This window comes from Streptomyces sp. NPDC002698, from assembly GCF_042888945.1.
Lineage (GTDB): Bacteria > Actinomycetota > Actinomycetes > Streptomycetales > Streptomycetaceae > Streptomyces.
In genome coordinates this window covers 35,637-50,027 of record NZ_JBIAQM010000034.1, presented here as the reverse complement: position 1 = coordinate 50,027, position 14,391 = coordinate 35,637, and the positions used below count along the sequence as shown (strand labels likewise).

Annotated in this window: 14 protein-coding genes; 10 read left to right on the top strand and 4 right to left on the bottom strand. The window is 70.6% G+C overall.

Annotated elements, in window-relative coordinates; translation table 11 throughout:
- Positions 1-11: 11 nt before the first annotated feature.
- From ACFYW9_RS32840 to ACFYW9_RS32795, 10 genes are all read left to right on the top strand, one after another.
- Positions 12-311 (top strand): (2Fe-2S)-binding protein, encoded by a 300-nt coding sequence (locus ACFYW9_RS32840; protein WP_389158233.1) that lies wholly within the window; start codon positions 12-14, stop codon positions 309-311.
- Positions 304-1,782, top strand: coding sequence for an FAD-dependent oxidoreductase (locus tag ACFYW9_RS32835; RefSeq protein ID WP_389158143.1), 1,479 nt, complete (start codon positions 304-306; stop codon positions 1,780-1,782). Before ACFYW9_RS32840 ends, ACFYW9_RS32835 begins: the two co-directional genes overlap by 8 nt.
- Positions 1,783-1,830: 48 nt before the next feature.
- Positions 1,831-2,733 carry a dihydrodipicolinate synthase family protein gene (locus tag ACFYW9_RS32830; protein WP_389158140.1) on the top strand — a complete coding sequence of 301 codons (903 nt, stop codon included), beginning with the start codon at positions 1,831-1,833 and terminating at the stop codon, positions 2,731-2,733.
- 56 nt (positions 2,734-2,789) lie between these two features.
- Positions 2,790-3,791 carry a proline racemase family protein gene (locus ACFYW9_RS32825; RefSeq protein ID WP_389158137.1) on the top strand — a complete coding sequence of 334 codons (1,002 nt, stop codon included), beginning with the start codon at positions 2,790-2,792 and terminating at the stop codon, positions 3,789-3,791.
- 107 nt (positions 3,792-3,898) lie between these two features.
- Entirely contained in the window at positions 3,899-4,588 is a 690-nt protein-coding gene (locus ACFYW9_RS32820) for a GntR family transcriptional regulator (RefSeq protein ID WP_389158230.1), read from the top strand.
- A 120-nt stretch (positions 4,589-4,708) separates the two neighbouring features.
- Positions 4,709-5,707, top strand: coding sequence for a LacI family DNA-binding transcriptional regulator (locus ACFYW9_RS32815; RefSeq protein ID WP_389158133.1), 999 nt, complete (start codon positions 4,709-4,711; stop codon positions 5,705-5,707).
- Positions 5,708-5,911: 204 nt separating this feature from the next.
- Positions 5,912-7,264 carry an ABC transporter substrate-binding protein gene (locus ACFYW9_RS32810; RefSeq protein ID WP_389158129.1) on the top strand — a complete coding sequence of 451 codons (1,353 nt, stop codon included), beginning with the start codon at positions 5,912-5,914 and terminating at the stop codon, positions 7,262-7,264.
- An 8-nt stretch (positions 7,265-7,272) separates the two neighbouring features.
- Positions 7,273-8,244 carry a carbohydrate ABC transporter permease gene (locus tag ACFYW9_RS32805; protein ID WP_389158126.1) on the top strand — a complete coding sequence of 324 codons (972 nt, stop codon included), beginning with the start codon at positions 7,273-7,275 and terminating at the stop codon, positions 8,242-8,244.
- Entirely contained in the window at positions 8,241-9,116 is an 876-nt protein-coding gene (locus ACFYW9_RS32800; protein WP_389158122.1) for a carbohydrate ABC transporter permease, read from the top strand. The genes ACFYW9_RS32805 and ACFYW9_RS32800 overlap by 4 nt, the downstream gene beginning before the upstream one ends.
- Positions 9,117-9,155: 39 nt before the next feature.
- Positions 9,156-10,757: a glycoside hydrolase family 13 protein gene (locus ACFYW9_RS32795; RefSeq protein ID WP_389158119.1), complete on the top strand. Its 1,602-nt coding sequence runs from the start codon at positions 9,156-9,158 to the stop codon at positions 10,755-10,757.
- 37 nt (positions 10,758-10,794) lie between these two features.
- On the opposite strand, the gene ACFYW9_RS32790 is transcribed toward ACFYW9_RS32795, so the two are convergent.
- The 4 genes from ACFYW9_RS32790 to ACFYW9_RS32775 are packed head-to-tail and all read right to left on the bottom strand — an operon-like array spanning position 10,795 to position 14,232.
- Entirely contained in the window at positions 10,795-11,619 is an 825-nt protein-coding gene (locus ACFYW9_RS32790) for an ABC transporter ATP-binding protein (protein WP_389158116.1), read from the bottom strand.
- Positions 11,620-11,639: 20 nt separating this feature from the next.
- Positions 11,640-12,449: an ABC transporter permease gene (locus ACFYW9_RS32785; RefSeq protein ID WP_389158227.1), complete on the bottom strand. Its 810-nt coding sequence runs from the start codon at positions 12,447-12,449 to the stop codon at positions 11,640-11,642.
- A gap of 5 nt (positions 12,450-12,454) precedes the next feature.
- Positions 12,455-13,264, bottom strand: coding sequence for an ABC transporter permease (locus tag ACFYW9_RS32780; RefSeq protein ID WP_389158113.1), 810 nt, complete (start codon positions 13,262-13,264; stop codon positions 12,455-12,457).
- Positions 13,261-14,232: an ABC transporter substrate-binding protein gene (locus ACFYW9_RS32775; RefSeq protein WP_389158110.1), complete on the bottom strand. Its 972-nt coding sequence runs from the start codon at positions 14,230-14,232 to the stop codon at positions 13,261-13,263. Before ACFYW9_RS32775 ends, ACFYW9_RS32780 begins: the two co-directional genes overlap by 4 nt.
- Positions 14,233-14,391 lie beyond the last annotated feature (159 nt).

Sequence of the window (14,391 nt, the reverse complement as noted above, 5' to 3'; positions counted from 1 at the left end):
GGGGACGCCGTGTGAACCCCCTGGACCTCGTACGGGCCGAACCCGGCCCCGCCTTCACCGTCACCCTGGACGGCCAAGAGGTCGACGTGCTGCCCGGCCGGACCGTCGCCGCCGCGCTGTGGGCCGAAGGCGTCACCTCGTGGCGCAGCACCCGTGACGCGGGCCTGCCCCGCGGGGTCTTCTGCGGCATCGGCGTCTGCTTCGACTGCCTCGTCACCGTCAACGACCGTCCCAACCAACGGGCCTGTCTGGTCACGTTGGCGCCCGGCGACACGATCCGCACACAGGAAGGCACCGGCCACGATGACTGACGGACCCCACCGCCTCGCGGTGATCGGCGCGGGCCCGGCCGGTCTCGCCGCCTCCCTGGCCGCGGCGGCACGCGGCATCCACGTGACGCTGATCGACTCGGCCACGGCGGCGGGCGGACAGTTCTACCGCCGGCCCGCGAGCGGCCTGGGCGCCCGGCGGCCCCGCGCGCTGCACCATCGGTGGCACACATGGCGGCGGCTGGAACAGGGGCTCGCCGGACACCTGGAAGCGGGCACGGTCGAACACCTGACGGACCATCATGTCTGGCTGGTCGAAAGAGCCGGGACGAGCGTCGGCGCCCCGCCGGGATTCACCGTCCACGCCCTCGTCGGCCCGCTCCAGGAGCGCTCCGTCGGGGTGCGTGCCGACGCCGTGCTCCTCGCCACCGGTGGATACGAGAAGGTGCTGCCCTTCCCCGGCTGGACCCTGCCCGGAGTGGTGACCGCGGGCGGGGCCCAGGCCATGCTCAAGGGCGGTCTCGTCGTGCCGGGCGCGAGAGCCGTCGTCGCGGGAAGCGGGCCGCTGCTGCTGCCCGTGGCGACCGGGCTGGCCGCCGCGGGAGCCGAGGTCGCCGCGCTCGTGGAGTCCCTCGATCCGAGAAGGCTGCCGCGCGGTGCCGGGGCGCTGGCGGCCGAACCGGGCAAGGTCGCCGAGGCGGTCCTGTACGCGGCCCGCCTCCTGCGCCACCGGGTCCCGTTCGTCCCGCTGCACACCGTCGTGGAAGCCCATGGCGAGGCCCGGCTCGAAGCCGTCACCGTCGCCGCGCTCGGCCCCGACGGGCGCGTACGGCCCGGAACCGGGCGCCGCATCCCGTGCGACACGCTCGCCGTCGGCCACGGGATGGTCCCGCACACCGATCTCGCCGAAGCGCTCGGGTGCCGTATCGACGGGACGAAGGTCGACGTGGACGACGAGCAGCGCACCGACGTGCCCGGTGTCTGGGCCGCCGGTGAGACCACGGGGATCGGTGGTGCCGTGCTCTCCCTGGCGGAGGGGCACCTCGCGGGCCGGTCGGTGGCGGCCCGGCTGCGCGGCACCGGACCCGATCCGCGCTCGGCCGCACGAGCCGTCAGGGTCCGGGCGAGGGCGCGCTCGTTCTCCGCCGCCCTCGACGCCGTGTACACGCCACCCGCCCACTGGACGGACCAGATCACCGACGACACCGTCGTGTGCCGCTGCGAGGAGGTCACCGCGGGCCGCGTCCGCGAGGCCGCCGCCGACCTCGGCGCGGGCGACGTACGGACGGTCAAGCTGTTGACCCGCGCCGGGATGGGATGGTGCCAGGGCCGGATCTGCGAACCCGCCGTCGCCGGACTCCTCGGCTGCGAACAGAAGCCCGCACGAAGGCTGTTGGCCCGCCCGGTACCGCTCGGCGTACTCGCCCGAGCCGGTTCGGACGACGGCCGGTCACCCGGCGCGGGCTCGCCCCCGGAACCCGGCCTCACCTCACCGCGCCTCGACCGAAAGTGAAATGTCACACCCTATCGATCACGCCCCATTGAGAGGGATGAGCACCTCATGACCGTCACCCCCGACAGCCGGCACCCCTGGCGTGGTGTTCTCGTCGCCACCGCGCTCCCGCTGGACGACGACCTCGGTGTCGACCACGGCCGGTACGCCGAACACTGTGCCTGGCTCGTCGAGAACGGCTGCGACGGCGTCGTACCGAACGGTTCCCTCGGTGAGTACCAGGTGCTCACACCCGAGGAGCGCGCCAAGGTCGTCGAGACCGCCGTCGCCGCGATCGGCGGGTCCCGGGTGATGCCCGGCGTCGCCGCGTACGGCTCCGCGGAGGCACGCCGCTGGGCCGAGCAGGCCAGGGACGCGGGCTGCGGCGCCGTGATGCTGCTGCCGCCCAACTCGTACCGAGCGGACGACCGTTCGGTCCTCGCCCACTACGAGGAGGTCTCCCGGGCGGGCATCCCGGTCGTCGCGTACAACAACCCGATCGACACCAAGGTCGACCTGGTGCCCGAACTCCTCGCGAAGCTGCACGCCGCGGGGTTCGTCCAGGCGGTCAAGGAGTTCTCCGGTGATGTGCGGCGCGCCTACCGCATCGCCGAACTCGCCCCGGAACTCGACCTGTTGATCGGTGCCGACGACGTCCTGCTGGAACTCGCCGTGGCCGGGGCCAAGGGCTGGGTGGCCGGCTACCCGAACGCGCTGCCCCGGGCGGGCGTCGAGCTCTACCGCGCGGCCGTCGCCGGTGACCTCGACACGGCGGGCAAGCTCTACCGGCAGCTCCACCCGCTGCTGCGCTGGGACTCCCAGGTCGAGTTCGTCCAGGCCATCAAGCTGTCCATGGACATCGTCGGCCGCCACGGCGGTCCCGTCCGGCCGCCGCGCGTCCCGTTGCTGCCCGAGCAGGAGGCCGCCGTGCGCCTGGCCACGGAGCGGGCCGTCGCCGCCGGTCTCGCCTGAACCGGCAAGGCCCCCGCCACCGTCCGGCCGCCCCGCCGACACCACTCAGGAGTCCCATGCGCAGCAAACTCGTCCTGCACGCCGTCGACTCGCACACCGAGGGCATGCCGACCCGGGTGATCACCGGCGGGATCGGCACCGTCCCGGGCGCGACCATGAACGAGCGGCGGCTCCACTTCCGCGAGCACCGCGACGACATCAAGCAGCTCCTGATGAACGAGCCGCGCGGCCACGCGGCGATGAGCGGGGCTGTCCTCCAGCCGTCCACCCGCCCGGACTGCGACTACGGCGTGATCTACATCGAGGTGTCGGGCTATCTGCCGATGTGCGGACACGGCACGATCGGTGTGGCGACCGTGCTGGTGGAGACGGGCATGGTCGAGGTGGTCGAGCCCGTCACCACGATCCGGCTCGACACTCCCGCCGGCCTCGTCGTCGCCGAGGTCGCCGTGGAGGACGGCGCGGCCAAGGAGGTCACGCTCAGGAACGTGCCGTCGTTCGCCGTCGGCCTCGACCGCAAGGCCACGCTCGCCGACGGGCGCACGGTGACGTACGACCTGGCCTACGGCGGGAACTTCTACGCGATCCTGCCGCTGGAGCAGTTCGGCCTGCCCTTCGACCGCTCCCGAAAGGACGAGATCCTCGCGGCGGGACTGGCGCTGATGGACGCCGTCAACGCCGAGGGCGAGCCCGTGCACCCCGAGGACCCGTCCATCCGCGGCTGCCACCACGTCCACCTGTACGCCCCCGGGGCGACGGCCCGCTTCTCGCGGCACGCGATGGCCATCCACCCCGGCTGGTTCGACCGCTCGCCCTGCGGTACGGGCACCAGCGCGCGCATGGCCCAGCTGCACGCGCGTGGCGAACTCCCGCTGCACACCGAGTTCGTGAACGAGTCGTTCATCGGGACGCGGTTCACCGGCCGGCTGCTCGGCACCACCGATGTGGCCGGGACGCCCGCCGTTCTGCCCAGCTTCACGGGTCGCGCGTGGATCACGGGGACGGCCCAGTACCTGCTCGACCCCTCGGACCCGTTCCCGGCCGGATTCGTCCTGTGAGCGGCTCCGCGCCGGGGCGTAGATACTGGAGCTCCGAGTAGGACGTGACATGGCACATGGCCGGTACGCCAGGACGACGGCGCGCCGGCCCGTACGAGGAGACCCCGATGGCCGCCCAGCGCAGCAGCGCACCCTCAGCCGCTCCCGACCTGCCCACGCTGGGCGGCAGGCGGAGCAGCTACCGCGAGCGCGTGGCCGACGCGTTGCGCGCCGCGCTGATCGCGGGCGAGCTGCGGCCCGGCGAGGTGTACTCGGCGCCGACGCTGGCGGCCCGTTTCGGCGTCTCGGCGACGCCGGTCCGCGAGGCCATGCTCGACCTGGCCAAGGAGGGCCTGGTCGACACGGTCCCCAACAAGGGATTCCGGGTCACCGAGGTCTCCGAGAAGCAGCTCGACGAGTACACCCACATCCGCTCGCTCATCGAGATCCCCACCGTCGTGCGGCTGGCCACCACGGCGGACCCCGTCTCGCTGGAGGCGCTGCGTCCGGCCGCCCGGGAGATCGTGACGGCCGCCGCCGGCGGCGACCTCATCGCGTACGTGGAGGCGGACATCCGCTTCCACCTGGGCCTGCTGGCCCTCGCGGGCAACTCCCATCTGGTCGAGGTCGTCGGCGACCTGCGCAAGCGCTCACGCCTGTACGGACTCGACGCCCTGGTCCGGGCGGGCCGTCTGGAGGCCTCGGCCCGCGAGCACCTGGAACTCCTCGACGCCCTCCTGGAACGCGACGAGCGCGCCGTGCACGCGGTGATGACGCGCCATCTGGGCCATGTCCGCGGACTGTGGGCGGCGCCCTGAGGGGTCCGCCGTCGCGGGTGTGGAGCCGCGGGTGCGGAGCCGCCGTTCCCGTCCCCGCGGACAGGAACCGGTCGAACTTTTACGCAAGCAACTTGCATTTCTTGCGCTATTCTTGCGCTCATGACGCGACGACTTGCTCAGGTGGCGAAGAAGGTCGGGGTCAGCGAGGCCACGGTCAGCCGGGTGCTCAACGGCAAGCCGGGTGTCTCCGACTCCACTCGGCAGGCGGTCCTGTCCGCCCTGGACGTCCTCGGCTACGAGCGGCCGACCCAGCTGCGCGGCGAACGCGCGCGGCTCGTCGGGCTCGTCCTGCCCGAGCTCCAGAACCCGATCTTCCCGGCCTTCGCCGAGGTGATCGGCGGAGCGCTCGCCCAGCTCGGCCTCACTCCCGTGCTGTGCACGCAGACCAAGGGCGGGGTCTCCGAGGCCGACTACGTGGAGCTCCTGCTCCAGCAGCAGGTCTCCGGGGTGGTGTTCGCCGGCGGTCTGTACGCGCAGGCCGACGCGCCGCACGACCACTACCGCGAGCTCGCGGACCGCAACATTCCGGTGGTGCTGGTCAACGCGGCCATCGAGCACCTCGGCTTCCCGTGCGTCTCCTGCGACGACGCCGTCGCCGTCGAGCAGGCGTGGCGCCATCTCGACTCGCTCGGCCACGAGCGGATCGGACTCGTCCTCGGCCCCGGCGACCACATGCCCTCGGGCCGCAAGCTCGCGGCGGCGCGCGCCCTCGCGCCGGATCTCCCGGACGCGTACGTGGCACGGGCGATGTTCTCGCTGGAGGGCGGTCAGGCCGCGGCCACCCGGCTGCTCGACCAGGGCGTCACCGGCATCATCTGCGCCAGCGACCCGCTCGCGCTCGGCGCGGTACGGGCCGCGCGCCGCAAGGGTCTCGGCGTCCCCGGCGAGATCTCCGTCGTCGGGTACGACGACTCGGCGTTCATGAACTGCACCGAGCCCCCGCTGACCACGGTCCGCCAGCCCATCGAGGCCATGGGGCGCGCCGCGGTGGAACTGCTGAACGCGCAGATCGGCGGCAGCAGTGTGACCGCCGAGGAGCTGCTGTTCGAGCCGGAGCTGGTGGTGCGCGGGTCGACCGGGCAGGCGCCGCGCCGCTGAGAGGCGCGGCCGGGCCGCCGTACCGGGGTCGGTGACTCCGGTACGCAACCACCCGCAACGGAGACCCCCAACCGCTGTCAAATAATTACAGATTCTGCGCGACATCTTGCGGACAGATGTTGTCGGTGCTTGAGTGTGCGGCGCCAGAACACGGCGGCGCGCCCGCCGTGGGCCTTCCTCGCTCCAGCCCGAAGGGGTCCACCAATGAGAAGTACCGGGTTCCGCCGTAGCTTCGTCATGCTCATGGCGTCCTCTGTCGCGCTCACCGCCACCGCGTGCGGTTCGAGCGGCGACGACGACGCGGCCAACGGAAAGACCCGCATCACCGTCAACTGCGAGCCGCCGAAGAGCGCCAAGGTCGACCGCTCGTTCTTCGACGCCGACATCGCGGCCTTCGAGAAGGCCAACCCGGACATCGACGTCGTCGCCCACGACGCGTTCCCGTGCCAGGACCCCAAGACCTTCGACGCCAAACTGGCCGGCGGCCAGATGGAGGACGTGTTCTACACGTACTTCACCGACGCCAAGCACGTCGTCGACGTCAACCAGGCCGCCGACATCACGAGTTACGTCAAGGACCTCAAGAGCTACAGCACCATCCAGCAGCAACTGCGCGACATCTACACCGTGGACGGCAAGATCTACGGCATCCCCCGCACCGGCTACTCGATGGGCCTCATCTACAACAAGGCCCTCTTCAAGAAGGCCGGCCTCGACCCCGACAAGCCCCCGGCCACCTGGGAGGAGCTGCGCGCGGACGCCAAGAAGATCGCCGCGCTCGGCAAGGGCACGGTCGGTTACGCCGACTACAGCGCCCAGAACCAGGGCGGCTGGCACTTCACCGCCGAGCTCTACTCGCAGGGCGGGAACGTCGTCGCCGAGGACGGAAAGACGGCGACCGTCGACACTCCCGAGGGCAAGGCGGTCCTGCAGAACCTGAAGGACATGCGCTGGAGCGACAACTCCATGGGCAGCAAGCAGCTGCTGGTCATCAACGACGTCCAGCAGATGATGGGCTCCGGAAAGCTCGGCATGTACCTCTCCGCGCCCGACAACATCCCGATCCTGGTCAAGGAGAAGGGCGGCAACTACAACGACCTCGCCCTGGCTCCGATGCCCGGCGGCAAGGGCACGCTCATCGGCGGCGACGGCTACATGTTCAACAAGAAGGACACCCCGGCCCAGATCAAGGCCGGCCTCAAGTGGCTCGACCACATGTTCCTGACCCCCGGCAAGGGCTTCCTCGGCGACTACGCCCGTGCCAAGCAGAACGACGCGCCCGTCGGCCTGCCCGAGCCGCGCCTGTTCACCGGCGCCGCCGACGACAAGGACCAGCAGGTCAAGAAGGCCAACGCCAACGTGCCCGTGGAGAACTACCAGGCCTTCCTCGACGGCAACCAGAGCCTCCAGATGAAGATCGAGCCCCCGCAGGCCCAGCAGATCTACTCCGTCCTCGACGCCGCCGTGTCCTCGGTCCTCACCAAGAAGGACGCCGACGTCGACCAGCTCCTCAAGGACGCCTCCGGCAAGATCGACTCCATTCTGGCCCGAGGCTGACACCGTTCATGAAGACCGCATCGAAGCCCCCCGCAGTGCTCCCTCCGGCCGCCCTCGGCGTGCCGGAGGCGCCGCGGTCGGCCGGGCGCCGGACCGGGGGACCATCGCGCCGGCGCCTGGCCGACCAGTTCCGCGCCTACGCCTTCCTGGCCGGCGGCCTGCTCTGCTTCGCCCTGTTCTCCTGGTACCCGGCGATCCGCGCCGTCGTGATCGCCTTCCAGAAGTACACCCCGGGCAGCGGCGGCGAGTGGGTCGGCACCGCCAACTTCACCCGGGTCTTCCACGACCCGGAGTTCACCGCCGCCTGGCGCAACACCCTCACCTTCACCGTCCTCGCCCTGCTCATCGGCTTCGCCGTCCCCTTCGTGATGGCGCTGGTCCTCAACGAACTGCGGCACGCCAAGGCGTTCTTCAGAGTCGTGGTCTACCTGCCGGTGATGATCCCGCCGGTGGTCAGCGCACTGCTGTGGAAGTGGTTCTACGACCCCGGAGCCGGCCTCGCCAACGAGACGCTGCGCGCGCTGCACCTGCCGACCTCGAACTGGTCCAACGGCGCCGACACCGCGCTCGTCTCCCTGGTCGTCGTCGCCACCTGGGCCAACCTCGGAGGCACCGTCCTCATCTACCTCGCCGCCCTCCAGAGCATCCCCGGCGAGCTGTACGAGGCGGCCGAGCTGGACGGCGCGAACCTGCTCCAGCGCATCCGGCACGTGACGATCCCCCAGACACGGTTCATCATCCTGATGCTGATGCTGCTTCAGATCATCGCCACCATGCAGGTGTTCACCGAGCCGTTCGTGATCACCGGCGGCGGTCCCGAGGACAAGACCGTCACCGTGCTCTACCTGATCTACAAGTACGCCTTCCTCTACAACGACTTCGGCGGAGCCTGCGCGCTGAGCGTCATGCTGCTCGTCCTGCTCAGCGCCTTCTCCGCCCTCTACCTGCGGCTGACCCGCTCCGAAGGGGAGGACGCGTGAGCACCCGCACCCTGATCTCTCCGCTCGCCCTGGCCCGCCCGCGCGGCAGAGCCGTCTACTGGACCGTCTTCGGCGGCGTCGTCCTGCTCTTCACGCTGGCCTTCCTCTTCCCCGTCTACTGGATGGTCACCGGCGCCATGAAGTCGCCGGACGAGGTCACGCGCACCCCGCCGACCCTGCTGCCGCAGCAGTGGCACCTCGGCGGATACACCGACGCCTGGGACCTGATGGACCTGCCCACCCACCTGTGGAACACCGTCGTCCAGGCGACGGGCGCCTGGCTGCTCCAGCTGGTCTTCTGCACGGCCGCCGCCTACGCCCTGTCCAAACTGAAGCCCGCCTTCGGCAAGGTGATCCTCGGCGGCATCCTCGCCACCCTGATGGTCCCCGCGCAGGCCCTGGTGGTCCCCAAGTACCTGACCGTCGCCGACCTGCCCGTCCTGCACACCGGCCTGCTCAACTCGCCGCTCGGCATCTGGCTGCCCGCCGTCGCCAACGCCTTCAACCTCTATCTCCTCAAGCGCTTCTTCGACCAGATCCCGCGCGACGTCCTGGAGGCCGCCGAGATCGACGGCGCCGGACGGCTGCGCACCCTGTGGTCGATCGTGCTGCCGATGTCCCGGCCCGTCCTCGGAGTCGTGTCGATCTTCGCCCTGGTCGCCGTCTGGCAGGACTTCCTCTGGCCGCTGATGGTCTTCTCCGACACCGACAAGCAGCCCATCAGCGTGGCGCTCGTCCAGCTGTCGCAGAACATCCAGCTCACCGTGCTCATCGCCGCGATGGTGATCGCCAGCATCCCCATGGTCGTGATGTTCCTGGTGTTCCAGCGGCACATCATCGCCGGCATCAGCGCGGGCAGCACCAAGGGCTGACGCCCCTCACCGACCTCCTCGAACGAAAGGCAACGCACCGTGGGACAGCCCCGCCCTGCCCGAAATCAGTCCGCGTGGTGGCGTTCCGCCGTCATCTACCAGGTGTACGTCCGCAGCTTCGCGGACGGCGACGGCGACGGCACCGGCGACCTCGCGGGCGTCCGCGCCAGACTCCCCTACCTCGCCGAACTAGGCGTGGACGCCCTGTGGTTCAACCCCTGGTACCTCTCGCCTTTGGCCGACGGCGGCTACGACGTCGCCGACTACCGCACGATCGACCCGGCCTTCGGGACACTCGCCGAGGCCGAGAAACTCATCGCCGAGGCCCGCGAGCTGGGCATCCGCACGCTCGTCGACATCGTGCCGAACCACGTCTCCGACCAGCACCCCTGGTTCCGGGCGGCGCTGGCGGGCGGCCCGGAGCGCGAGCTCTTCCACTTCCGCCCCGGACGCGGCGAACACGGTGAACTCCCGCCCAACGACTGGCCGTCCCAGTTCGCGGGCTCCACCGAACCGGTGTGGACCCGGCTGCCCGACGGCGACTGGTACCTCCATCTCTTCACCCCCGAGCAGCCCGACCTCAACTGGGCGCACCCGGCCGTCCGCCGGGAGCACGAGGAGATCCTGCGCTTCTGGTTCGAGCGGGGAGTGGCGGGCGTACGCATCGACTCGGCCGCGCTGCTGGCCAAGGACCCGGACCTGCCCGACTTCGTCGAGGGCCGCGACCCGAACCCGTACGTCGACCGCGACGAACTCCACGACATCTACCGTTCCTGGCGGGCGGTCGCCGACTCCTACGACGCCGTCTTCGTCGGCGAGGTCTGGCTCCCCGACTCCGAGCGCTTCGCGCGCTATCTGCGCCCCGACGAACTGCACACCGCCTTCAACTTCTCGTTCCTGTCCTGCCCCTGGGACGCCGGACGGCTGCGGACCTCCATCGACGAGACCCTCGCCGAGCACGCCCCCGTCGGAGCGCCGGCCACCTGGGTGCTGTGCAACCACGACGTGACCCGCACGGTCACCCGCTACGGCCGTACGGAGACCGGGTTCGACTTCACCGCCAAGGCCTTCGGCACCCCCACCGACCTGGCTCTCGGCACCCGCCGGGCCCGCGCCGCGGCGCTGCTCTCGCTCGCCCTGCCCGGCTCCGTGTACGTCTACCAGGGCGAGGAACTCGGGCTGCCCGAGGTGGAGTTGCCGCTCGACAGCATCCAGGACCCGATGCACTCGCGCTCCGGGGGCACGGACCCGGGCCGCGACGGCTGCCGGGTCCCGCTGCCCTGGTCGGCCGGGGAGCCGTACGCCGGGTTCGGCGGTGAGCCCTGGCTCCCGCAGCCCGCCGGCTGGCCCGCGTACGCCGCCGACCGCCAGGCGGACGACCCCGGGTCCATGCTGAGCCTCTACCGTGCCGCGCTCCGCGTCCGCCGCGGCGAACCGGGCTTCGGCGACGGCGTGTTCGGCTGGCTGCCCGCACCGGAGGGCGTCCTCGCCTTCACCCGCGCGGACGGTCTGCTCTGCGTGGTCAATCTGACCGACGGCCCGGTCGGGCTCCCCGAGCACTCCCGGCTCCTGCTCCACAGCGACCCGCTGACGGCCGACGGGCTCCTTCCGCCGGACACGGCGGTCTGGCTGCGCGCCTGAACGGCCGCACCGCACGGCGCGGTCCCCGAAGGCCGTCTCACTTCGGCGGGGGTGAATCCCTGGGCGCGTCCCTCCTCATGACCGGCTCCCCGAGCTTCGCCGCCTGGATCTGCTCGTACACATGGGTCCGCAACTCGGCGAAGCGCGGGGAGACCCGTGTACGCAACTGGTCGCGGTCCTCGGGCAGATCGACCTTCAGCTGCTCCTGCACGACGGTGGGGGAGGCCGAGAGGACCAGGACCCGCTCGCCCAGATAGACGGCCTCGTCGATGTCGTGGGTCACGAACAGGATGGTGATCCCGCGCTGCCGCCACAGCCGGCGCACCAGATCCTCCAGATCGGCGCGGGTCTGCGCGTCGACCGCCGCGAACGGCTCGTCCATGAGCAGGACCTCGGGCTCGTACGCCAGGGCCCGTGCGATGGCGACCCGCTGCTGCATCCCCCCGGACAACTGCCACGGATAGGCCCCCGCGGCATCGGCCAGTCCCACGGACTCCAGCGCGTCGGCGACCAGTTCCCGGCGCCGAGCCCTGCCCAGGTTCTTCTGCCGCAGCGGGAGTTCGACGTTCTCGCCGACCCTCATCCAGGGGAACAGGCTGCGCCCGTACTCCTGGAACACGAACGCCATGCCCGGCGGCGGGCCGCTCACCCGCCGGCCGCCGAGCAGCACCTCGCCCGACGTCGGTGTCAGCAGGCCGCCCATGCACTTCAGCAGGGTGGTCTTGCCGCAGCCCGACGGCCCGACCAGACAGACGAGTTCACCCGCGTCCACCGTGAAGGTGAGATCGCGGACCGCCTCCACCCGGCGACCCGACCCCTCGTAGACCTTCCGCAGGCCGGATACGACCAAAGACGCGTGCATGGACCGCCCTTTCGCGAGCGTCACGAGGACCGCCTGGAGGAGTCGCGCAGACCGTGGTACCAGCCGAGGACCCGGCGCTCGACCAACTGGAAGACGACCGAGAGGAGAAAGCCGAGCAGACCGAGGACGAGGATCCCGGTCCACATGTCGGGGATCGCGAAGCCGCGCTGGAACTGCACGATGGTGAAGCCGAGTCCGTTGCTCGCCGCGAACATCTCGCTGATGACCATCAGGATGATGCCGATGGACAGCGCCTGGCGCAGGCCGGCGAAGATCTGCGGGCTCGCGGACGGAAGGACGACGGACCGTATCCGGGCCGGACCCGTGATGCCGTAGGAGCGGGCCGTCTCGGACATCACGGAGTCGACGGCGCGCACCCCCTCGATCGTGTTGAGCAGGACCGGCCACACGCAGCCGCTGGCGATCACGACGATCTTCATCGTGTCCCCGATGCCCGCGAACAGCATGATGACCGGAACGAGGACGGGCGGCGGCACCGCCCGCAGGAACTCCAGCACCGGCTCGCACACCGCCCGCACCTTCCGGTACGAGCCGATGACCGTGCCGACACCGACTCCCACCACGGCCGCCGCCGTGTAGCCGGCCAGCAGCCGCAGCAGGCTGGGCACCAGGTCGGCGCGGAGCCGGTCACGCGTCCAGACGTCGGGAAAGGTCTTCAGGATCGTGCGCAGCGGAGGCCAGTAGACGTTGGTGCTGTTGTCCGACGCGAGCCACCACAGGACGAACAGCAGCGCGGGGAGCGCCACGACGAACAGCACCCGCAGCGGGAGGGCTCCCCACCGGTTCGGCCCCGTCGGTCCGGGCGGGATGCCCGTCACACCGTCACCTCCCCGCGCACCGACTGGTGCCAGGCCAGCGCGTACCGCTCCACCGACCGGGCACCCACGTTGATGAGCAGCCCGAGCAGACCCGTGACCACGATCAGCGCGTACATCTCGGGCACCGCCTGCGAGGTCTGGGCGACCGCGATGCGCGCGCCCAGCCCCGGTGCCCCGATGACGAGTTCGGCGGTCACCGTGAGGATGAGCGCGACGGCCGCGGCGAGCCGGACCCCCGTCATGACGTACGGCAGCGCGGTCGGCCACAGCACATGACGGACCCGGGCCCAGGTGCCGAGCCCGTACGAGCGCGCCGTCTCCTCCGCCACCGGGTCCACGTCCCGCACGCCGTACATGACCTGGACGAGAACCTGCCAGAAGGAGGCGTAGACGACCAGCAGGAGCACCGACCTCAGCTCGGTCCCGTAGAGCAGCACGGCGAGCGGGATCAGGGCCACGGAGGGGATGGGGCGCAGGAACTCGATCGTCGAGGCGGTCGCCTCGCGCAGATACGGCACGACCGAGACGACCACCCCCACCACGATCCCCGCGCCGACCGCGATCGCCAGGCCCAGCGCCCAGCCCGTGAGCGTGTCGCCGAGGTCCGTCCAGAAGGTGTCCTCGGTGAACTGGTCGCCGAGGGCCCGCGCGATCCGGCTGGTCGGCGGGAAGTACCGCTCCTTGACGACGCCGAGCCGCGGCACCGCCTCGCCGAGGGCGAGGAAGGCCGCGAGCCCGGCCGCGCCCAGTCCGGCGTTCACGGCCCATCCGGTGGAGCCGCCGCCGCGCACTCGCTTTTGTGTCACGGCAGCAGCTTGTCCAGGTCGGGCGCCGACTTGAAGAGGCTGTCCTGCTCGCCGAGCTTCTCCAGTGCCTCGATCGAGGCCCGGTTCTCCTCGGCCGGCCACTTGGGCAGGGTCACCTCGGCCAGCACGGCCGCGGGGATCGTCGTGTACGTGGTGACGATCTGCCGGACCTCGTCCGGGTGCGCGTCGGCGTACGCGAGGGACTCCGCGGTGGCCTCCTGGAACTTCTTCACCACGTCGGGGTGCTGCTGCGCGTACTGGTTCGAGGTGAAGTACATGGCGACGGTGAGGTTCTTCGCCACGTCGACCAGGGAGGAGGCGATCTCGGTCGCGCCCTGGCTCTTGACGGTGGCGAGCGCGGGCTCGACCACCATCGCGGCGTCGATCTGGCCGCTGTCGAGGGCCGCGGGCATCTGGTCGAAGGCGAGCTCGACGAACTTCACCTTCGAGGGATCACCGCCCGCCTTGCGCACCGACTCGCGTACGGCCGTCTCGTTGATGTTCTTCAGTGTGTTGACGGCGACCTTCTTGCCCTCCAGGTCCTTCGGTGACGTGACGGCGCTGCCCTTCTTGACCGTGATGGCGCCGAAGTCCGCGCCCGCCACCCCCGTCGAGGCGACGCCGTTCGCGATGGCCTTCACGGGAACGCCGTTGGACTGGGCGATCATCAGCGAGGTCACGTTGGAGAACCCGAACTGGAACTGGCCCGAGACGACCCCCGGGACGATCGCCGCGCCGCCCTGCGCGGGGGTCATCGACAGGGTCAGTCCGTGCTTCTTGTAGAAGCCCTTCTTCTGGCCCAGATAGACGGGGGCGACATCGACGATGGGGATGATCCCCAGCTTGACGGTGGTGGTGCCGCCGGACGAAGAGTTCTTGTCCGAGGCGCCACCGCCGTCGGACGAACCGCAGGCCGACGCGGTGACCAGCAAGGCTCCGACCGCGATACCGGCGAGCAGACGACGCATGGCTCCTCCTGTGCAGACGAGAGTGTTCCGACAGGGCGTGCGCACACCGCACAATGGTGCTCAGCGCGAAGGTAGAACCCTGTCCGTGCCGGGTCAATGGCCTTGGCTGACAATATTGTTGACAGTTATCGAAGTGTGCTCCCGTTCCGTACGAGAGCA

Bases quoted from the DNA above. Each gene is read 5' to 3' on its own strand.
- ACFYW9_RS32820 (WP_389158230.1), top strand. From the start codon at position 3,899: ATGGCCGCCCAGCGCAGCAGCGCACCCTCAGCCGCTCCCGACCTGCCC.
- ACFYW9_RS32835 (WP_389158143.1), top strand. From the start codon at position 304: ATGACTGACGGACCCCACCGCCTCGCGGTGATCGGCGCGGGCCCGGCC.
- ACFYW9_RS32825 (WP_389158137.1), top strand. From the start codon at position 2,790: ATGCGCAGCAAACTCGTCCTGCACGCCGTCGACTCGCACACCGAGGGC.
- ACFYW9_RS32775 (WP_389158110.1), bottom strand. From the start codon at position 14,232: ATGCGTCGTCTGCTCGCCGGTATCGCGGTCGGAGCCTTGCTGGTCACC.
- ACFYW9_RS32790 (WP_389158116.1), bottom strand. From the start codon at position 11,619: ATGCACGCGTCTTTGGTCGTATCCGGCCTGCGGAAGGTCTACGAGGGG.
- ACFYW9_RS32805 (WP_389158126.1), top strand. From the start codon at position 7,273: ATGAAGACCGCATCGAAGCCCCCCGCAGTGCTCCCTCCGGCCGCCCTC.
- ACFYW9_RS32815 (WP_389158133.1), top strand. From the start codon at position 4,709: ATGACGCGACGACTTGCTCAGGTGGCGAAGAAGGTCGGGGTCAGCGAG.
- ACFYW9_RS32830 (WP_389158140.1), top strand. From the start codon at position 1,831: ATGACCGTCACCCCCGACAGCCGGCACCCCTGGCGTGGTGTTCTCGTC.
- ACFYW9_RS32810 (WP_389158129.1), top strand. From the start codon at position 5,912: ATGAGAAGTACCGGGTTCCGCCGTAGCTTCGTCATGCTCATGGCGTCC.